Source organism: Clostridium aceticum (genome assembly GCF_001042715.1).
Taxonomy (GTDB): Bacteria; Bacillota; Clostridia; order Peptostreptococcales; family Natronincolaceae; genus Andreesenella; species Andreesenella acetica.
The window spans coordinates 1814065-1834324 of record NZ_CP009687.1; the positions used below are offsets into that span (position 1 = coordinate 1814065).

General features: G+C 34.9%; 18 protein-coding genes. 14 read left to right on the top strand and 4 right to left on the bottom strand.

The window, feature by feature from the left end:
• Positions 1-130: 130 nt before the first annotated feature.
• The 10 genes from CACET_RS08520 to CACET_RS08565 all read left to right on the top strand — a co-directional run bounded on the left by CACET_RS08520 (position 131) and on the right by CACET_RS08565 (position 12327).
• The gene (locus CACET_RS08520; protein WP_044823914.1) at positions 131-1363 is read left to right on the top strand and encodes a serine hydroxymethyltransferase; all 1233 of its coding nucleotides are present in this window, start codon (positions 131-133) and stop codon (positions 1361-1363) included.
• Between the two features lie 104 nt (positions 1364-1467).
• Positions 1468-2889 carry a sigma-54 interaction domain-containing protein gene (locus CACET_RS08525; RefSeq protein WP_044823915.1) on the top strand — a complete coding sequence of 474 codons (1422 nt, stop codon included), beginning with the start codon at positions 1468-1470 and terminating at the stop codon, positions 2887-2889.
• A 309-nt stretch (positions 2890-3198) separates the two neighbouring features.
• On the top strand, positions 3199-4245 hold the full coding sequence (gene ord / locus CACET_RS08530) for a 2,4-diaminopentanoate dehydrogenase (protein WP_044823916.1): 1047 nt from the start codon (positions 3199-3201) through the stop codon (positions 4243-4245).
• 8 nt (positions 4246-4253) lie between these two features.
• On the top strand, positions 4254-4562 hold the full coding sequence (ortA, locus tag CACET_RS08535; RefSeq protein WP_044823917.1) for a 2-amino-4-oxopentanoate thiolase subunit OrtA: 309 nt from the start codon (positions 4254-4256) through the stop codon (positions 4560-4562).
• Positions 4555-5976: a 2-amino-4-oxopentanoate thiolase subunit OrtB gene (gene ortB / locus CACET_RS08540; protein WP_044823918.1), complete on the top strand. Its 1422-nt coding sequence runs from the start codon at positions 4555-4557 to the stop codon at positions 5974-5976. Before ortA ends, ortB begins: the two co-directional genes overlap by 8 nt.
• Positions 5973-6341 carry an ornithine aminomutase subunit alpha gene (locus CACET_RS08545; RefSeq protein ID WP_044823919.1) on the top strand — a complete coding sequence of 123 codons (369 nt, stop codon included), beginning with the start codon at positions 5973-5975 and terminating at the stop codon, positions 6339-6341. Before ortB ends, CACET_RS08545 begins: the two co-directional genes overlap by 4 nt.
• Positions 6338-8548 (top strand): D-ornithine 4,5-aminomutase subunit OraE, encoded by a 2211-nt coding sequence (gene oraE, locus CACET_RS08550; RefSeq protein ID WP_044823920.1) that lies wholly within the window; start codon positions 6338-6340, stop codon positions 8546-8548. The genes CACET_RS08545 and oraE overlap by 4 nt, the downstream gene beginning before the upstream one ends.
• Entirely contained in the window at positions 8538-9899 is a 1362-nt protein-coding gene (locus CACET_RS08555; RefSeq protein ID WP_044823921.1) for a GlmL-related ornithine degradation protein, read from the top strand. The genes oraE and CACET_RS08555 overlap by 11 nt, the downstream gene beginning before the upstream one ends.
• Before the next feature lie 63 nt (positions 9900-9962).
• Positions 9963-11030: an ornithine racemase Orr gene (gene orr / locus CACET_RS08560; RefSeq protein ID WP_044823922.1), complete on the top strand. Its 1068-nt coding sequence runs from the start codon at positions 9963-9965 to the stop codon at positions 11028-11030.
• A 226-nt stretch (positions 11031-11256) separates the two neighbouring features.
• On the top strand, positions 11257-12327 hold the full coding sequence (locus tag CACET_RS08565) for a hypothetical protein (RefSeq protein ID WP_044823923.1): 1071 nt from the start codon (positions 11257-11259) through the stop codon (positions 12325-12327).
• A gap of 60 nt (positions 12328-12387) precedes the next feature.
• Here the strand turns inward: CACET_RS08565 and CACET_RS08570 are convergent, their stop codons facing one another.
• Positions 12388-12807: a coiled-coil domain-containing protein gene (locus CACET_RS08570; protein WP_044823924.1), complete on the bottom strand. Its 420-nt coding sequence runs from the start codon at positions 12805-12807 to the stop codon at positions 12388-12390.
• A complete protein-coding gene (locus CACET_RS08575; RefSeq protein WP_044823925.1) occupies positions 12804-13829 on the bottom strand; it encodes a hypothetical protein in 1026 nt (341 codons plus the stop codon). The genes CACET_RS08570 and CACET_RS08575 overlap by 4 nt, the downstream gene beginning before the upstream one ends.
• Before the next feature lie 179 nt (positions 13830-14008).
• Here CACET_RS08575 and CACET_RS08580 point away from each other — a divergent pair, with 179 nt between their 5' ends.
• Positions 14009-14935: a hypothetical protein gene (locus CACET_RS08580; RefSeq protein WP_044823926.1), complete on the top strand. Its 927-nt coding sequence runs from the start codon at positions 14009-14011 to the stop codon at positions 14933-14935.
• A gap of 162 nt (positions 14936-15097) precedes the next feature.
• Here the strand turns inward: CACET_RS08580 and CACET_RS08585 are convergent, their stop codons facing one another.
• The gene (locus tag CACET_RS08585; protein ID WP_044823927.1) at positions 15098-16366 is read right to left on the bottom strand and encodes a replication-associated recombination protein A; all 1269 of its coding nucleotides are present in this window, start codon (positions 16364-16366) and stop codon (positions 15098-15100) included.
• Positions 16367-16681: 315 nt separating this feature from the next.
• Between CACET_RS08585 and CACET_RS08590 the strand changes: the two genes are divergently transcribed.
• A complete protein-coding gene (locus CACET_RS08590) occupies positions 16682-16972 on the top strand; it encodes a putative Se/S carrier protein (RefSeq protein WP_044823928.1) in 291 nt (96 codons plus the stop codon).
• On the opposite strand, the gene CACET_RS08595 is transcribed toward CACET_RS08590, so the two are convergent.
• On the bottom strand, positions 16965-18605 hold the full coding sequence (locus CACET_RS08595; RefSeq protein ID WP_044823929.1) for a hypothetical protein: 1641 nt from the start codon (positions 18603-18605) through the stop codon (positions 16965-16967). The genes CACET_RS08590 and CACET_RS08595 overlap by 8 nt on opposite strands.
• Positions 18606-18727: 122 nt before the next feature.
• Between CACET_RS08595 and CACET_RS08600 the strand changes: the two genes are divergently transcribed.
• Both CACET_RS08600 and CACET_RS08605 read left to right on the top strand, forming a co-directional pair.
• A complete protein-coding gene (locus tag CACET_RS08600) occupies positions 18728-19384 on the top strand; it encodes a hypothetical protein (RefSeq protein WP_242846890.1) in 657 nt (218 codons plus the stop codon).
• A 193-nt stretch (positions 19385-19577) separates the two neighbouring features.
• A complete protein-coding gene (locus CACET_RS08605; protein WP_044823930.1) occupies positions 19578-20219 on the top strand; it encodes a hypothetical protein in 642 nt (213 codons plus the stop codon).
• Positions 20220-20260 lie beyond the last annotated feature (41 nt).

Here is a 20260-nt window from a genome sequence, read left to right on the forward strand (position 1 = left end):
GGAATAAAACTTTTACAACTTAGTGTAAGATAGCGGATGTAATACATTATGGATTAAGTTAACGCTAATGATTTCACAATTAAATCTATAATATAAAAATGGAAAATTTATGCTGAGAGGAGAAGAGTAGATGGATTTTCATCACTTGCAAGGGCAAGATCCTGATATTTATAAAATTATTCAGAAGGAAAAGGCTAGGCAAAGCAAAAATATTGAATTAATAGCTTCTGAAAACTTTACTTCCATGGCTGTTATGGAGACAATGGGGAGTTATCTAACCAACAAATATGCAGAAGGTTATCCAGGTAGAAGATATTACGGGGGATGTGAAGTGGTAGATATAGCTGAAGACTTAGCAAGGGAGCGTCTAAAGGAATTGTTTCAAGCAGAACATGCTAATGTACAGCCCCACTCAGGTTCCAACGCCAATTTAGGTGTTTATTTCGCCATCCTGCAGCCGGGAGATAAGGTTCTAGGTATGAACTTATCTCATGGAGGACATTTAACCCATGGTAGTCCAGTAAATATTTCTGGAGTATATTACAACTTTATCGATTACGGTGTAGATCAACAGACACAAAGGATCGACTATGATGAGGTTAGAAGGGTTGCCCATGAGGAAAAACCAAAGTTAATTATTGCGGGGGCCAGTGCTTATCCGAGAAAAATTGATTTTAAAAAGTTTAAAGAAATTGCTGATGAAGTAGGAGCTTATTTTATGGTGGATATGGCACATATAGCTGGCTTAATTGCTGCTGGACTGCATGAAAATCCTTGCCAATATGCAGATTTTGTGACCACCACCACCCACAAGACCCTTAGAGGACCTAGAGGGGGAGCTATTCTTTGTAAAGAAAAATATGCAAAGCTGATAGACAAAGCTATATTTCCTGGAATACAGGGAGGTCCTTTAATGCATGTTATCGCAGCAAAAGCAGTTGCCTTTAAGGAAGCCTTAAGCCCCGAATTCAAAATATACCAAGAACAAGTGTTACGAAATGCAAAAAAACTAGGTGAAGCACTGGAAAAGAAGGGTTTTGATTTAGTTTCTGGAGGTACAGACAATCATTTGCTTCTTATTGACCTTAGAAATAAAAATATATCTGGCAAGGATGCAGAAAAGTTGTTGGGAAAAATTGGGATAACAGTGAACAAAAATACAATTCCCTTTGATCCTGAAAGTCCTTTTGTAACCAGCGGAATAAGAATAGGTACTCCGGCTGTAACTACAAGGGGTATGAAGGAAAATGATATGGAAAAAATTGCTGAAGTTATGGATATAATCTTAAGCAATCCTGAGAAAGAAAAAGAAGCTTTTCAAATGGTTGACCAACTTTGCAGCCAGTTTTCTCTATACAAATAAGACAAAAATTCAAAAACCTGTAAAAACGCCTTGTGTTTTTATAGGTTTTTGTTATGCTATAGATAGATTCAAATAAAATATCCGCAAAAGAGGGAGAAGAAAAAATGATAACAAAGCGGACGTTGATGGTAGTGCTGCAAAAAATTTTGCACTCTATTGATGAAGGTATACATGTCATTAATAATGAAGGCATTACCATTTTGTACAATGAGGCGATGGCGGAGCTAGAGGGTATGAGGATGGAGGAGGTTATGGGAAAAAGTCTGTTGGATGTATTTCCAAGCCTAAATCATGAAACCAGCACCCTATTGCAGGTGTTAAAAACAGAAGAACCTATTTATAATCAAGGACAAACCTATTTAAATAATCAAAAAAAGCAAATTAGCACCATTAACACCACTATACCTTTATATTATGAAAATCAGAAGATAGGTACATTAGAAATTGCTAAAAATATTACAAAAATTAAAGGGTTATCTGATGAAATCATGAGGTTACAAGCAAAACTAATAAAACCTTCTATAAGTGAGGGCAAAATAAAAAAATATACCTTTGATGATTTAGTAGGTCAAAATGCAAGCTTCAAGAGGGCAATACATTTAGCAAGACGGGCATCCTCTTCTAACTCCAGTGTTTTGATCTATGGAGAAACCGGTACAGGTAAAGAGTTATTTGCTCAAAGTATTCATTATTTCAGCTATAGATCTAAAAAGCCCTTTATTGCACAAAACTGTGCTGCCTTACCAGAGAACTTATTAGAGGGTATCTTATTTGGAACAATGAAGGGGGCCTTCACCGGTGCCATCGACCGACCAGGAATTTTTGAGCAAGCCTCAGGAGGGACGATTTTATTGGATGAAATTAATTCCATGGGGTTACAACTGCAAGCGAAGCTATTAAGGGTTTTACAGGAGGGATATATAAGAAGAATAGGGGGGTTAAAAGACATACCTATAGATGTTAGAATTATCGCTACTACAAACGAACTCCCCCTTGTGCTAATGGAGGAAGGGATCCTACGCAAAGACTTATATTATAGGCTAAAGGTGATGAGCATCAATATTCCTAGTCTTCGAGAGCGAAGAGAGGACATCCTTCTTTTAGCCAACTATTTTATTGATAAGTATAATCATCGGTTTCAAAAACAAGTAAGGGGTCTTTCGGAGGAGGTAGAGAGGGATTTTTTACATTATAAGTGGCCGGGAAACATTAGAGAGCTACAGAATCTTATAGAGGGAGCAATGAATCTTATACAAGATGAGGATATACTTAAAAAAGAGTTTTTTTCAGAGTATACTCTTTCTTCAAAAAAGAGGGATTATATTTATCCTGAGGAACTATTTTCTTCACTACAAGAGGATATACCATTGCCGCAAAGAATAAACTTTATTGAAGAACAATATATTCGTAAAACAATAGCCAGTTGCGATGGAAATATTACAAGAACAGCAGATAAACTGGGAATTAAAAGACAAACGTTACAGCATAAATTAAAAAAGCTAAATATCTCTTATACGGAGAATTAGATTTCTTTAACAAATAGGATAAAACGCAAAAATATTTGCAGTTGCATGCAAATATTTTTGCGTTTTATCCTATTTGCTGTTTATGTGGAAAACTTCATATAACAAAAATGCATATATATGAAAACTTAAGAAAACTTTCAGCTAAAAGGAGTCATAAAATCTCTAATTATAGCAAAGTATTCAAGGTATAAAAAGTAAGGGTTTGCATGAATATAAAAGTAAAAAGTTATGGATTAAGCAAGAACTTTGGCAAACTATTTGCAATAGTATAAAAAGGAGAAGGAATATTTACTAGACGGAGGGATTCTAATGAAAAATATAAAAGTAATTTTATGGGGATTTGGTGCCATGGGAAGTGGTATGGCACAAATGTTGTTGAAGAAAAAGGGGGTTGAAATCGTAGGGGTATGCGATAGAAATCCTGATAGAAAAGGTAAGGATATTTTTGAGCTATTAAAAATAGATAGGGGAGATCATCTACCTGTGGTGGTTACAGATGTAATAGAAGAAGTTGTTAAAGAAGGAGCCGCAGATGTGGCACTAATAGCAACGGATTCCTTTACAAGAGGAACCTTTGAGAAAATCAAGCTGATGGTAGAGAATAAAATAAATGTTATCTCAACGGCTGAAGAAATGGCCTATCCACAAGCACAAGAACCAGAATTAGCTAAAGAAATGGATCGTCTTGCAAAGGAAAATGGGGTAAGTATTTTAGGCACGGGAATTAATCCTGGTTTTGTCCTTGACTTATTAATTTTAGCCCTTACGGGGACCTGCGAAAATGTGGAGTATATTAAAGCAGCAAGAATTAATGACTTATCTCCTTTTGGAAGAGCGGTCATGGAGGAACAAGGTGTTGGTTTGACGGTAAATGCCTTTGAAGAAGGTGTAAAAAGTGGGAAGGTTGCTGGTCATGTAGGTTTTCCGGAATCTATTCATATGGTAGCGGATGGAATTGGATGGAAGGTAGGAAAGATAGATCAAACCCGAGAGCCAATTGTAACCAATGTATATCGAGAAACACAATATACCAAGGTTGAGGCAGGTAATGTTGCCGGTTGTCGTCAATGTGGCTACGGCTATGTAGATGGAGAACTTAAAATTGAAATGGAACATCCTCAGCAGATCCTTCCTGAAAAAGAAGGAGTAGATACTGGAGACTATATATGGATTAAAGGAACACCTGATATCAGTCTTCAAATCAAACCAGAAATTCCAGGAGGAATTGGAACGATAGCAATGTGTGTCAATATGATTCCCCATGTAATTAATGCACTGCCTGGTTTGAAAACCATGTTGGATTTACCCGTTCCAAGGGCTATCATGGGAGATATGAGAGATCTTATACAAAGGTAGGGGATAGTATGAAAATAACAAAAGGCTCATGGGTGAGAATATATGATATTGTCTTAGAACCCAGTGACAGATCAGGACAACTGCCAGAGGATACAAAAAAAGTACCTTTAGAAATGTGGACCAAGGGTTTTCTATTACAGGATGCTATGATTGGAGATAAAGTAGAAATTCGTACGATAACCGGTAGAAGAACTGAAGGAACTTTAGTAGAAGAGAATCCTTACTATGAACACGACTTTGGTAAATTTGTTCCTGAAATCCTTCCAATAGGAATACAACTAAGAGAAATATTGTGGGGAGGTGAAGGGGATGAGTAAAGACTATAGCTATGAAGCTGTCATGGCAAGACGCAGTGAAATTATGAAAAAAGCTGTAGGAATCGATTATTCTGTTTTTGAATCCGGCAGCATTGCTTTTGACTATGAAAGAATGATGAGAGAAACTGGATATACCCTTCAAGAAATGCAGCAAATACAAGGAGAAACTGGCGTAGGAAATACGCCCCTTTTAGAACTTAAAAATATTACAGCTTTAACGAGAAAGCTGGCACCAGAAGGCAACGGGGCAAGAATTTTTATTAAAGATGAAGCTGCCAATCCTTCAGGAAGCTTTAAAGCCAGAAGAGCTGCCAATGCAGTTTATCATGCAAAAAGGTTAGGCTATAAAGGCGTAATTGCTGCCACCAGTGGTAATTATGGAGCAGCAGTAGCTAGTCAGGCGGCTATGCGGGGATTAAAATGTATTATTATTCAAGAATGTTACGATAGCAAAGGAAAAGGACAGCCAGAGATCATTGAAAAGGCTAGGAAATGTGAAGCCTTTGGAGCAGAGGTAATACAACTGACGGTAGGCCCTGAGTTGTTTTATACCTTTTTAAAATTGTTGGAGGAGACAGGGTATTTTAATGCATCTCTTTATACTCCCTTCGGTATTGCTGGTGTAGAAACTTTAGGCTACGAGTTGTCTATGCAGTTTAGAGAAAAAGAAGGCAAGGACCCAGATATAGTAGTATGTACAAACGCTGGCGGTGGAAACTTAACTGGAACTGCACGGGGATTAAAAAAAGCAGGGGCAGACCAAGTAAAAATTGTAGGGGCCAGTGTAAATTTAAAGGGGCTACATATGGCAAGTGACATACACTTCAATAAAAAATCTTTTACTACAGGACATACAGGCTTTGGTGTTCCTTTTGCTACATGGCCAGACCGTTCTGATGTACCAAGATCTGCAGCAAGACCCCTAAGATATATGGACCGATATGTTCTTGTGAATCAAGGAGAAGTTTTTTACATGACAGAGGCATTGGCACAGCTAGAAGGGATAGAAAGGGGACCAGCAGGAAACACCTCTTTGGCAGCAGCCTTTGTTTTAGCGCAAGAAATGAAAAAAGATGAAATCATTGTTGTACAGGAAACTGAATATACAGGTGCTGGAAAACATATTCAGCCACAACTAACCTTTGCTAGAGAAAATGGCATAGAGATTTTCTTCGGAAACCCTGAAGAAGAAGTACAAGGAAAAAATATTGTTTTACCTTCTCATCCATCCCTCATGAAGGCAAGGGATATGGATATGAAAAAACTTAGAGCTTCTTATATTAAAAACTGTATAGAAAACATCAAAGCAACTGAATTGACAGAGGAAGATATAGATTTTTTAGCAGTAGATTGTAAGGCAGATATAGGCTTTGTTAAAGATGTACTTAATGAAATAGGAGGTGTAAAAGGGTGAAAAGGTCAGATGATTTTCAACAAAGAAGGCAACACTTAAAGGATTTAAGTGATGAGGCATTAGAAAAAAAATTTTGGGAATTAGCAGAGAAGATTGTAGATCCAATGATAGATTTAGCAAGAAAACATACTACCCCTTCTATAGAAAGGTCTGTTTTGTTGCGTATGGGCTTTTCCAGTATAGAGGCAAAAGCTATCGTAGAAGCTGTGATAGATCGTGGACTGATGGGAAAAGGTGCTGGGCATGTAGTATATAGATTAGCAAAAGAAAAAGGTTTAGATATAAGAGAAGCTGGTCTCCAATTGGTGGAGGGAAAACTATGGGATGAAGTTGTGGTTATGTTTAAAGGGGGTGCAAAGAAATGAATCTAAAACCAAATGAAAAATTAGATGTTAAAGCTATATTAAAGGATTTAGATAAATACACACCAAAGCGTAGAGGGTGGGTATGGAGAAAAAAAGAAGAAAACTTACAAATGGGACCCTTTGTTTATAAAGATGCTTCTATACCCCTAGAGCAAAGTACACCACTACCCTCAGCAAAGTATTTTGGTGATATTGATCCCCAGCCAGATTCAGTAATAACAACAGAAATTGCTTCTGGAAGATTTGAAGATGATATTCGTCGTATGAGGATGGCGGCATGGCACGGAGCAGATCACATCATGGTGATTCGTACAGCCGGTCAAAGCCACTTTGACGGTTTAATAGAAGGAACCCCTCAAGGCATCGGTGGTATCCCCATAACTAGAAAGCAAGTAAGAGCACAAAGAAAAGCTTTAGATTTTATTGAAGAAGAGGTGGGCAGACCCATCAATTATCATTCTTATATTAGTGGTGTTGCCGGGCCAGAAATCGCAGTGATGTTTGCAGAAGAAGGAGTAAATGGTGCCCATCAAGATCCCCAGTACAATATTTTATATAGAAATATTAATATGATTCGTTCCTTTGTGGATGCTGCTGAAGCAAAACAGTCTATGATTTGGGCAGATATCGCACAAATCGATGGAGCCCATAATGCTAATGCTACTGCTAGGGAAGCCTGGAAGGTAATGCCAGAGTTAATGGTACAGCATGCGATAAACTCTATGTATTCTGTAAAAGTGGGAATGAAGAAGGAAAATATATGCTTGTCCACCGTGCCTCCTACAGCACCACCAGCACCTTGTATGACCTTAGATTTACCCTATGCTGTGGCATTAAGGGAATTATTTAAAGAATATAAAATGAGGGCACAGATGAATACGAAATATATGGAATCCTCCACTAGAGAAGCCACTGTAACCCATGTGCTGAATTTATTAATTTCTAGATTAACGAGGGCAGATATTCAGTCTACTATTACACCAGATGAAGGAAGAAATGTGCCGTGGCATATTTATAACATAGAGGCTTGCGATACTGCAAAACAGGCTTTGGTAGGTATGGATGGACTCATGGAGATGATCCAACTAAAGGATACGGGTATGTTAAGGGATCAGGCCAGAGAATTGAAGGAAAGAGCAGTATTGTTTATGGAGGAGGTATTAGAAACAGGGGGATACTTTGATGCCGTTGAAGCAGGTTTTTTTGTAGATTCCGGCTATTATCCCGAGAGAAATGGGGATGGTATTACTAGAAAGATAGATTCAGGTATAGGTGTAGGGACAGTCTATGAAAGGGAGGAGGATTATTTAGCTCCAGTAACTGCTCATTTCGGTTATAATAATGTAGCACAGTATGATCCTTCAGCAGTAGAAGTAGCATCAAGGCTTATTGATGGATGTACCTTTGAAAAATCCGAGAAAATTATCTTTATAGATGAGCTGGATGAAACAGATAATGTCAATGTGCGATTAGAAGAAACTAAAGAATTACGAGAAAGCACAAGTATTAAGCCAGAGGTAGAATGGATGGGGGATGGCTATGTCATGTTAAATCTTTTTCTGCCGTTGCCAAAACGAGTTGCTCAGTTTGCCGCTATTGAGATAGCAAAAAAAATGGGTTTAGAAGATGTAGAGGTAATTCATAAGGAGGAAATGCATCCTTCTGAAGGTACAAGGATAGAACTCAAGGGAAGAGTAGGTTTTACTATCGATGTGGAGGAATTGGTAATTCCACCAGAACCTACCATCATGTCAGAGGATGAAATAAGAGAAAAAATTAAAGATCAGCCTATGAAAATCGTTGCTGGTACAGTGGGAGAAGATGAACACTCTGTAGGCCTGAGAGAAATTATAGATATTAAGCATGGCGGCATTGAAAAGTATGGTATTGAATGTCATTATTTAGGTACTTCTGTAGGGATAGAAAAGTTGGTAGATGCCGCCATAGAGTTAAATGCTGACGCCATATTAGCCTCTACCATCATTAGTCATGATGATATTCACTATAAAAGCATGAAGAAGATCCACGAACTTTGTATAGAAAAAGGAATACGTGACAATATAATGATTCTTTGCGGGGGGACTCAGGTGACACCTGAATTGGCGGTAAGACAAGGAGTAGATGCTGGTTTTACCAGAGGAACAAAGGGTGTGCATGTGGCTACCTTCCTAGTGAAAAGAAGAAGGGAAATGCAAAATGAAGGTTAATGTTCTTGTAGCCGAAATTGGTAGTACCACCACCGTTGTAAATGCTTTTCAAGACATTCATACTCCCTGTCCAAAATTTATTGGACAGGGACAATTTCCAACAACTGTCTTGGAAGGGGATGTAAATATAGGCCTACAGGGGGCCATAGAAGATTTGAAAAAAAGTCTAAATCTTGATAAAATTGAATATGATGAAATGCTTGCCACCAGTAGTGCAGCTGGAGGGCTGAAGATGACGGTGCATGGTTTGGTGTATGACATGACGGTTCGTGCAGCGAAGGAAGCGGCTTTAGGAGCAGGTGCTATTATTCATCAAGTAACAGCAGGCAAACTTAAAAGAACGGATCTTAAAAAAATAATAGATATTGCTCCTAACATTATTTTATTGGCGGGCGGTGTAGATTATGGTGAAAGGGACACAGCTATTTATAATGCTGAAAAAATAGCAGAACTAGATTTAAAGATTCCTGTTATTTATGCTGGGAATGTAGAAAATCAAGAAGAAATGAGAGAAATATTTAAAGAAGTCGGAAACAAACTATATATCGTAGAAAACGTGTATCCTAAAATAGATCAACTCAATATAGAGCCTACAAGAAAGGTGATTCAAGATGCCTTCGAAGAACATATTATACATGCACCAGGAATGAAGAGAATCAAGGAAATGGTAAAGGGACCTATTGTTCCTACTCCAGGAGCTGTAATGGAGGCATCAAAATTGCTAAAAGAATCACTGGGTGATTTAATTACTTTTGATGTAGGGGGAGCTACAACAGACCTTCATTCTGTTACAGAAGGCAGTGAAGAAATCAACCGTATTTTAATGAGCCCAGAACCCTTAGCAAAAAGAACTGTTGAAGGAGACTTAGGGGTATATGTAAACATGTTAAACTTAGTAGATCGCATTGGTAGAGAAAAACTTCAAGAAGAATTAGATATAAATATACAAAAAATAATTGCAGCATATCCACCTATCCCTAAAACACCAGAAGAAATAAAATTTGTTGAAAGATTGACGCAAGAGGCGGTAGTGACAGCTTTAGAACGACATGTAGGTAAATTAAGGTATTTATATGGCACAGCAGGAAAAACAACAGTTGCAGAAGGAAAAGACCTTTCCAATGTAAAATATATCATAGGTACTGGGGGAGCTTTAACAAGACTGCCCAATAAAATAAATATTTTGAGAGGCCTGCTGAAGAAAAGGAATCAAAATATGTTATTGCCAACAGAAGAAGCGAAGATACTCATTGATCACCATTACATTATGGCGTCTTTAGGGGTGTTGTCAAAGCCATATCCAGAGGCAGCGCTTAATTTGATGAAGCAAAGTTTGCGTTGTGCAGATTAGGTATCTTAGTGAGAGATTTAACCAAGTGAATAAAGTATCTAATAAACTAAAGAGGGTAATAAAATGAATCCAAGAATAGAGATTGATTACAATAAACTAAAATATAATACTGCTACAATCGTGGAACAATGTAGGAAGCAGGATATTCATGTTGTCGCAGTTACTAAAGGATTTTGTGCTATTCCCCAAATAGCCCAGGCAATTTTCGAAGGCGGTGTAAAGTATTTTGGGGATTCCAGACTAGAAAATCTAATAAAACTTAAAGACTTCCCTATAGAAAAAATATTGTTAAGGCTGCCCATGATTAGTCAGGCGGAGGCAGTAGTAAAACATGCAGATATTAGTCTAAATTCCGAGATAGAGACAATCAAGACCCTCAACCAGTACGCTAAAAAAGCCCATAAGCTTCATAAAATTGTACTCATGCTAGATTTAGGGGATTTGAGAGAAGGAATCTTTCATAAAGAAGAAATCGACACTGTTTGTGATTTGTTGAAGGAAATGACCAATATCAAAGTAGTGGGAATAGGAACAAATTTAACCTGTTTTGGAGGCGTAATTCCAGAGGAGAAAAACCTAACCCGATTAGTAGACCTAGGAAGACACATTGAAGAAGCCTTAGATACTAAGTTAGAGATGATTAGTGGCGGCAACTCCAGTAGTTTTTATTTGTTGGAGAAGAAAGGTCTGGTGGAGGGAATTAATCAACTGCGTTTAGGGGAGGCAATTTTATTAGGAACAGAAAGTGCCTATGGTGAAAACATTCAGGGGTTACATCAAGATGTATTTACACTAGTAGCTGAGATTATAGAAATAAAAGAAAAACCTTCTATGCCTATTGGCAAAATTGGGAGAGATGCCTTTGGAAATGTACCTGTTTTTGTAGACCAAGGTATAAGAAAAAGGGGGATTCTGGCCATAGGGAAACAGGATTTAGCTACCCATAATATTTATCCCATAGATCCTTTTATAAAAATCATAGGTAGTAGTAGTGATCATCTTATTGTGGATATTACTGATACGCAAAACCTCTTTAGAATAGGAGATGAAATGCGGTTTCATGTAAGTTACGGAGCAATGCTTGCCTTAATGACCAGCGAATATGTATATAAAAATGTTGTTAAATCATAAGCGTTAACCTAATACAGTTATTACCAAAATTCTCTCCAAATGTCATCCTGAGGGTAGCGAAGGATCTTGGGATAACGAAGGATGACAAATTATGGTTTAAGACAACGCTAATGATTGTTAAATAAATATAAATACAATAAAAAAAGATTGTACATTGGTTACAATCTTTTTTTGTTGTACTAAACAAAACTATGAGGAAATATGTTAATAAAAAGGAGGGGAGGTAATGGATAGAAAGATAGAAATAGAATTACCTCAGGAATTGTACCAAAGATTAGAAGAACAATGTAAAAATAAAGAGCTAACTTTGGAAGAATATATTATTTTTTTATTATATGAGGGGGAGCATAGTAAAAATCAAGTACAACATATTAAAAAAGTGGTCATTGGAGATTTGCAAAATATGATCTATAAAGTGCAAAAAACCAGCCTCAATCCTAGTAATAGAGTGACACAAAATGAAGTAAACTGTATTCCTCTAAAAGCTTTTAAGGGTCAAGTGCCAAAGGATTTAAAGAAAAAAATAGATTTTTTTAAAAAACAAAAAACCTTCAAAGAAGACTATTTTTACTTATTAATAAATCCCACTGAAGTTGTAGGCTATAGCGGATTAGATTTTTTTGAAGAAGCTATGCCCTATGGACAGTACGGATTTATATATTGCTTCGATTTACAAAAGCCATATCTAACCTATAAAAATCTTAAGAATATTTTTAACTTCTTAGGAAGGATGATAAAAGAAGAAAAGATTTATAATATGGACCTCTCCACCATCTGTTGCAATATTCCAGAAGAAGTATTAGCAAAGCTGGGATTTAAAGAGCTTAGTCATGTTAAACGGATCTATGGAGGAATAAAACCAGAAATCGAATATGATACTATTCTACAGTATAAGGAAACAACCAAAGATTTTAACGTAAAGGAAATGGAAGGTTTACTACCTATAAATAGGGTGCTTCCCATCTCTTACTTACAAAATTATTGGATGAAGAGTCTAGAGGTTATTAAATTGAAAGAAATTTCTTTTAAGCAAACTAGTAATTCTTTTATTTTACAAGAAAGAAAAAGAATACAAGATAAAATATATTTTTACTATACGATATTTTTAAACCCTTTAGACCTTTATGATCGTGATGTTCTTAGAGAAATTTATCATATTCTTATTAAGGAGATAAATATGGAGGCTTTAGGAGAAGGCATTATTATTGATATACCTATCGAAATAAAAGATATCTTGGTAGAATATATGACGTGTCACAAGGAACATTCTATATACTGGTACAGAAAACTACTCTAAGAAGTAAACAAAACCCCTCAGCTCAGGCTGAGGGGTAAGTTATATTAAGATCTAATTGTCTTATAATACAGCTAAAATTAATAGCATAAGGTATAAAGTTTGAATATGTTGTTTAGAAGATGCCAGTTCATCCTTTAATACCATATTTTCTTCGTTTAATGTGGTGATCTTCTTACTCAATGTATTGGTTTCTACTTTAAAATGGTCTACCTTATCGAGATCATTTTTTAAATCTTCAAAGTTTTTAATACTATCTTCTAAAGATGTTATCTTGTTTAGGGCTTCATTCAACTCATTCTCTTTATGAAATAGTTCCTCCTGCATTTCATCTATTTTTCGTTCATATGCTTCAATTGTAGATAGATATTTATTATTTTCATCCTGCAAAGCTTTATTTTGCTCTTGAAATTTTGTATCTACTGGAACTGTGGGTTTGCTTTCCTTAGGAATAAAATTATGGCTGATTTCATACTTCATCATGTTATTTCACCTCCAAAACCTATGAACTGAATCTGCGGATATAGGGTACCGTATAAAAAATCACATAATATACTTTGGCGTTCCTTCTGATCATTGGAAAGATAGCGATAGCGTTTATAATCAACGCCTTGGCTTTCCCTCTTTAAAAGAGGAAGGGACCAGCTTTTTCCATAATCTTTGGAATAACAACAATATAATTTATTCATCTGTGTCCAAGTGCACCAGAGAATACCTTTATAGAAAAGCAATAGAGGAAATGATGCATTGGATTTCTCCGATAAAGATAAGATGGAAATATCTTTTTTACTAAAACTATATTGTGCATATTGAACGGTTAGTCCTTTTTCATCATAACTACTCCATACAATGTGTACATTGTTTTTCTCATCCAATATGCTAGATATATAGACTTTATCAATACTAGATTCAATGATTTTTATAGGGTAAGTCCATTGTTTTAAAGACCTATTATAGGAAGTTAAATAAATTTGTGTATAGTTACCATCAAAGGATCCAAATAAAATATGTACTTTCTTGTCGTGAACCATAAGCTGAAAAGGATTAATAATTTTATGAAAAGTTATGTCCACTAAACTTTTTCTATTCCAGCTCTCCTCAATTTTAACAAAGTGTATCAAACTACATATATTGGTGTGTTTTTTATGATGAAGGCAGTAGAAGATATGGACCTGATCCTGCAGGATTTTGATAGAAGGATAATAGATTTCTGAAGAATGATCTGAGTAATCTACCAAGTCTTCGTGAAGCCACTGATTATTTTTAAAAGAGTGATAGCGTAAAATTCCCTTGATAGAAAGACTAACCAGGTGCATTTGGTCATATGCATCAATTTCTACAGAAAAACTATAGATTGCTTCATTAAATATAGTATATTTTTTCTCCCATTGACCCTTTGAATTCGTTGTAATATATTGAATCTGCTTGTTTTCGTTTAGATAAATATTATAGATCTCACCTTTACTATTTTTCACCATAAATTCGTAGTCCGTCAACAGACTCACTTAATCACATCCTAACAAATAAGAAAATTTTTTCTTAATCAATTCTATTAAAATATATGCAAATATAAAATAAAAATTACATATTAATAGCACCATAAATCGGGTATTGTCATATTTTACAGTAAGAGGGAATATAAAAAGTATTTCATTGAATTAATAATAAAAAGGAGTTGAAGTAAATGGAAAAGGATCAACAATTTAGTGTAGAAGCAATGCAAATAGATGAGCCTTGTTGTATAGCCAATACAGGTTGTGAGTTCAGAGGTCCAAAAGATCTTCATAAAGTAGTTGGTGAATGTATCTTTGTAGATAAAGTTTATGATTCTGTAACCTTTAATCTTCAAGGTATCCAACCAGTATCTCGAGCACCTATAGGAGCTTTACCTGTTAAAAAATGTGGGCCAAAAACTAGAATTACAAGAGTACTAGATATTCGTGTTAGAAAGTTTTTTAACCCCTGCAATATTAATGACCCTAAAAACTTAAATATCACACCTAAAACAACATTATCAGGAGCACAGTTTGTCTTAGATGAAAGAGGAAAACCCGTAGTTGTACCAGGTCCTGCTGGGTTGTTACAGTTTTTAATTTACACTGATACAACAGATTGTGATGAAGTAGGAAGAGGCACCCCTATTTTTGGTTCTCAAGAAATTCATATAACTGGAACAGTATTAGTAGAAATAGATGTGGAATTCATTGATGCCTTCGGTGCTCCACAAACAACAACATTAAGAGGAAGAGCACCAGTAAATCAAACGCTGACAAATTTCTTTGAATTATGCATGCCCTCTGTATTTGACTCTGCGTTTTTACCACAGTTTACAGAGTTCTGCAATGTTTCCTTCTTAGGAAGATTGGCTACACAAAGTATTGTAAGAGACATCACTTTTGACCCAGCAACAGGAGAAGTATTTGTAAACCTAATTCTAGCCCTATGTATTACATGCGAAAAGAAAATCAAAGTTCCTGTTCAATTATGCGTATTAAGCACAGGCTTCTGTGAGCAAGAAGCAAGAGTAAGACCAATTTGTGGAGATCAATTCCCTCCATTGTTCCCACCACAAGTAAACGAACCATTTGTAACAGTTGATGATGATTGTTAAGGAGTCAGTAATACCCTCTTGATGAAAAATTCAACCAACTAAATAAAAACGAACTAAATATGTATGTGTTTAAGCTTAATGTAATAGAATAAAAAGAAAAAAACTGATGTCGATCGACATCAGTTTTTTTGTATAGGGATTATTTTAACTAAATACTGTATCTTATCTAGGACTCTTGTTTTTAATCTTTCCCCAATGTTCTTTAATTGATTGTTCAAACTTATTCCTTCCATACTCATAGTAGGTTTTATTTTTAATAGGATTAGGTAGATATTGCTGCTCAACATAATGATTAGGATAATCATGAGGATAAAGATATTTGACTTTGTTATGAACAGCTATATTTGAAGATGTATCGCATAAGTAAGGAGGTATTGGACCTACATCTAATACTCGCAAGTCGTTTAACGCAGCATTGATAGCTTTATACGCTGTGTTGGACTTAGGTAGGGTAGATAACAATACAGTAGCTTGTGCTAAAGGAATCCTTGCTTCTGGGAGGCCTAACTGAAGGGCGGAGTCTACACATGCTTTTACAATGACAATAGCTTGAGGATAAGCTAAACCAATGTCTTCTGAGGCAATTACAAGTAATCTTCTGCAAATGGAGGTTAAATCTCCACTTTCCACCAACCGTGCTAGAGCATGAATACTTGCATCAGGATCAGAGCCACGGATGCTTTTTTGGAAATAACTCAATAAGTTATAATGACCATCCCCATCTCTGTCATAATTCATAATTTTACTCTGGGAACATTCTTTGGCTTTCTCTATATCAATAAAGATTTTTTGTGAATCATATAATGAATAGGTATTAACGATAAGTTCTAAAATATTTAGTGCTCTCCGTAGGTCTCCACTGGATACTTCAGAAATATATTGCAGTGCTGATGCATCATAATTTATTTCTATATCTTTTTCCTCTTTTATTATAGATATAGCTCTTTTCAAGCTTTTTATTATATGCTCAACAGTGAGTTCCTTAAATTCAATAGTGATGCACCTACTGAGTATCGCCTTAAAAATGGAAAAGTTAATATTTTCTGTTGTACTACCTATCAAGGTAATATCACCATTTTCAATAAATTCAAGAATAGATTGCTGTTGGCGCTTATTAAGATAATGAATTTCATCAATATAAAGCAATATGCCATTTAAAGAATCTATTGTACCAATTTGTGAAATAATCTTTTTTATGTCATCGGTATTGGCCTGTGTACCATTAAGTTTATAAAATTTTTTATGAGAATTTTTTGCTAAAATGTTCGCTACTGTTGTTTTCCCTGTTCCTGAAGGACCATAAAAGATCATATTGGGAAGGGTTTTAGAGGCTATAATTCTATTCATTAGTTTTTTTTCACCAATAATGTGCTCTTGACCAACAAGATCTTCTAGACAAGTAGGCCGAATTTTATCAGCTAATGGTTTCATGAAACAATTCCTCCTTAGAATATTATAATGATATTATATCAAAAGAATAAAGTATAAAATAACTTTTAATTATAGATAAGCAAGTTCAAACTTTAATTTTGATATACACGGTCTACGGTTTCGCCCCAAAACCGTGGGCTGCAAATGTAGCCCTTAGTATATCAAAATTAAGTCCTGATGTTGTTTATCTATATAATAAAACACCCAAGGTTCCATTAACCGTGGGTGTTTTATAGTGGTAACAAGTTATAAAGCAGAACATATATTAGAAGTAAAAAGCAAATTATCTATATCAACTTGGGAGGAATGGTTATTATGCAACAAAAAAGTATAGTAGATAAATATTATATTGCTGTATTTGATTCTAGAAACCATGCAATGCAATTGCACCAACATTTAAGAAAGGCAAGACTAGATCAATTTCAGCTGATCTCTACTCCTTGTAAAATCAAGGCAGGTTGCAGTTATTCTATAAAGTTTTTAAACCTAGAGGATGCAAAAAAATTAATGGAAGAAGCAGAGAAAATAAAAAAGAAAGTTTCAAGCATTTATAGTGCTGAAAGAGTCAATAAAACTAGAGTTTTAAAAAAATTAAAGTCTATCTAAAAAGATTTTTAATACGACTTATAAAACTAAAGTTTTCCTCCACATATTTCGTTGCTTCTTCTTGCAAAGTTGCTTGTTCATTTTTGTATTCATCAAGCTTGTTTTCGAATAGACTAAATTTTTCTTGTAGATAACTTAATTCATCTTGAAGGACAGTTTTTTCTGCATTTAATACTGAGATATGATGATTCATTTCCTCAAACTTATTACGCAACAATTCCTTAGACGAAAAGTAATTGGTAAAAGAAGGCATATTACTAGGGTTGGTATTTTTTTCCTCTAATACCATTCGAACTTCTTCTAACTTTTCTAGTTCCCCTACCAATCTAGTAATGTGTTCTTCGATATGATCTAAAAGCACTTCAAAATCAACGATCTCACCTTTAGTTATTACACGATCATATAGGTTTTCATGGGAGGCATCATTCTTAGCTTCATCCGTATCGGCAGTATTTAGAAGTTCTTCTGAGGTATCACAAGAACCGGTTACGGTGGTTTGATCCTGTTCCTCTAATGAAGGAGAACTATCCTCTTTAGCTATTGGGCTAGATACATGACTTTTAATATTAATGTTATTAATAGGTTTTGTTGGCATAAGTTTTGTTCCAAATATTGTTATAGCATCATCAAGTATCTCGCCATAAACATACTGAACTTTATAATTATTCCTCTCATATTCATGATTCGTAGAATATCTGATCAATGATGGATGATCAGTTTTATAAGATTTATTTCTACTGATAGCTGTCCAGTTAATACCGTAGTCTTCTGAAATAATTTCATTAATGGTATTGCCTTGTTTACTTAGAACTTTTAAAAAGTGGCCCTCTTGCAACAGTATAGGAGATAGGTTATTGGTGTTTTTACTAGACAAAGTTTTAGGGTTGGACCATCTAGACTTATGATGAATAATATTTGATTTATTCTTATATTTTAGGGTGAAATTATTTTTTTCAATAGTACACCATATTAAGTGGAGATTATCTTTTTTATCGATTAGTATAGCAGAGTGAGAATGGTCTTCCTCTAGGTTACTGATTAACTCAGCATTATTCCACTTTTTATTAAAAGCACTAAATTTACTATAATACAATTGATGGTTATTTCTATAAAAAACTTTGTACACAATATGGAGATTGTTCATACTATCAATATCCACTTTATAAGGGCTAGGATATTTACCAGTAAGATAAGTTGTGATCGTTGATTTATCTATACCTTGTTCGTTCCAATACAGGTGTTCAATAGAAGAAACCATTGAATTCAACAAATTAGTTTTCATACAAAAAATATGTGTATAATCGTTGAGTACCAGTAAAAATAAATACCTATAAATATTAGATTTTATATCCAGTTTAGTGATGAATTTATGCTTCCAATGGCTGTCTGAACCTATATAATAAAGCATATTACCTTGCTTTGTTATACAAATTAAATGCAGCTGATTTTTAGCATCAATAGTTGCCGAAAAGTCTATAACCATTTCAGTAGTTAAATTTTCGCTTTTTACTAAAACACCTACTTCATTGTAAAGATGATAGCGAATTTCCTGGTTTTTAGTTAAGTAGAAATAATAAGAATAGTTTTCTTGTGTTTTTATAAGAAAGTGTTGTGTTCGGTAAGATAGATGCATATATTTCACATCCTTTTTATTATAAATTTATCACAAATATTTCTTTACTCCATACTATGATAGTAAAAGTTAATTTATTATTAATTTATAAGTTATCTATAAGTAAATAAGGGGGAATAAAAGTGAGCGAAATAATTAACCCAGATATGAACCTACAACAAGACCCATATTTTCCAGATTTTCAGCCAGTATGTATTATAGCTGATAAAGTTTATGCACACTGTCAGCAAAGAGAATGCTTTGAAGAAATTGCAGTACAACTTCCAGCAGGAGGACCTTTTGAGTTTGTAAACATTACCTTTAATGCAGGAGAAATTATTGACGGTACACTCATGATAACACCAATAAAAAATCGTCCAAACTTCAGTAGAGTACGCTTCAGAGTAAGAGTTACTTTTATACTACAGGTAAGAAACACAATGACAGGAGTTGTTATTAATATTCCTGGAGAATTACCAGAGATTCAAAAAGATATCGTACTATTTATGCCAGAGGCAAGAGATGAATTTGAATTCCAAATTGTAATAGAGACAGCATCACAGCTTTTAACAGAACCAATACAAGAAAAAGAATGTTTAATATTTGCAGTGGGGGTATTTATTATAATAAAAGTAGTGGGTAAAGTGCAACTGCTTATACCAGAGTTCGGATTCTGTCCTGAACCACCAGAATGTGAAGACTTTAATGGTGAATTGGTATGTATTGAATTTGAAACAGTACCATTCCCAGAATTTTTCCCAAGACAGTTAGAAAACATTCCTACAGATGAACTGTCCTAGAGAATGATTTACAAAAAATCTTTAGCTAACCATTTAGCTGAGTATAGAGAAATGTAAAATAAGTTGAGAGAATTCTTTAAACAAAAAGAATTCTCTTTTTTAAAATTTCTTTTTATCTAAACTGTAACACAAAATTAATCACTACATATAATGATATTGTATAGGAAATTAGCATGAGTAAGGAGGGTATAAAATGGACTCATTGAATCTGCAGCAGGATCCATATTTTCCAGACTTTCAACCAGTATGCATTATAGCAGATAAAGTCTATGCACACTGTCAGCAAAGAGAATGTTTTGAGGAAATAGTAGCACGACTACCTGAAGGAGGACCTTTTGAGTTTGTAGACATTTTTTTTCATCCAGGAGAAATTATTGATGGAACACTGATGATAACACCAATAAAAAACAGACCAAACTTTAGTAGAGTACGTTTTAAAGTAAGTATCTGTTACACATTAAGAGTAAAGAATACTGAGACAGGTATGGTGATATGTATACCTGGAGTGTTACCTCCAATACAAAAGGATATTGTATTATATTTACCAGAAGCAAGAGATGAGTTTGTGTTCAAAATTGTAATCGAAACAGCATCACAGCTTTTAGCAGAACCAATGCAAGAAAAAGAATGTTTGACATTTGCAGTAGGTGTATTTATCATAATCAAAGTAGTAGGTAAAGTACAGCTACTTATACCAGAATTTGGATTCTGTCCTGAACCACCAGAGTGTGAAGAGTTTGCACCAGACGACATATGTGAAGTATTTGAAATGGAACCATTCCCTCAGTTCTTCCCAAGACAGCTTGAAGACATGGATTCAGAAGAGTTTTTCTAGCATAAAAAACTGCCTAAGGCAGTTTTTTATGCTATATATAA

Coding starts and splice junctions, on each gene's coding strand:
- CACET_RS08520 (WP_044823914.1), top strand. CDS start 131: ATGGATTTTCATCACTTGCAAGGGCAAGATCCTGATATTTATAAAATT.
- CACET_RS08525 (WP_044823915.1), top strand. CDS start 1,468: ATGATAACAAAGCGGACGTTGATGGTAGTGCTGCAAAAAATTTTGCAC.
- ord (WP_044823916.1), top strand. CDS start 3,199: ATGAAAAATATAAAAGTAATTTTATGGGGATTTGGTGCCATGGGAAGT.
- ortA (WP_044823917.1), top strand. CDS start 4,254: ATGAAAATAACAAAAGGCTCATGGGTGAGAATATATGATATTGTCTTA.
- ortB (WP_044823918.1), top strand. CDS start 4,555: ATGAGTAAAGACTATAGCTATGAAGCTGTCATGGCAAGACGCAGTGAA.
- oraE (WP_044823920.1), top strand. CDS start 6,338: ATGAATCTAAAACCAAATGAAAAATTAGATGTTAAAGCTATATTAAAG.
- CACET_RS08555 (WP_044823921.1), top strand. CDS start 8,538: ATGAAGGTTAATGTTCTTGTAGCCGAAATTGGTAGTACCACCACCGTT.
- orr (WP_044823922.1), top strand. CDS start 9,963: ATGAATCCAAGAATAGAGATTGATTACAATAAACTAAAATATAATACT.
- CACET_RS08565 (WP_044823923.1), top strand. CDS start 11,257: ATGGATAGAAAGATAGAAATAGAATTACCTCAGGAATTGTACCAAAGA.
- CACET_RS08570 (WP_044823924.1), bottom strand. CDS start 12,807: ATGATGAAGTATGAAATCAGCCATAATTTTATTCCTAAGGAAAGCAAA.
- CACET_RS08580 (WP_044823926.1), top strand. CDS start 14,009: ATGGAAAAGGATCAACAATTTAGTGTAGAAGCAATGCAAATAGATGAG.
- CACET_RS08585 (WP_044823927.1), bottom strand. CDS start 16,366: ATGAAACCATTAGCTGATAAAATTCGGCCTACTTGTCTAGAAGATCTT.
- CACET_RS08590 (WP_044823928.1), top strand. CDS start 16,682: ATGCAACAAAAAAGTATAGTAGATAAATATTATATTGCTGTATTTGAT.
- CACET_RS08595 (WP_044823929.1), bottom strand. CDS start 18,605: ATGCATCTATCTTACCGAACACAACACTTTCTTATAAAAACACAAGAA.
- CACET_RS08605 (WP_044823930.1), top strand. CDS start 19,578: ATGGACTCATTGAATCTGCAGCAGGATCCATATTTTCCAGACTTTCAA.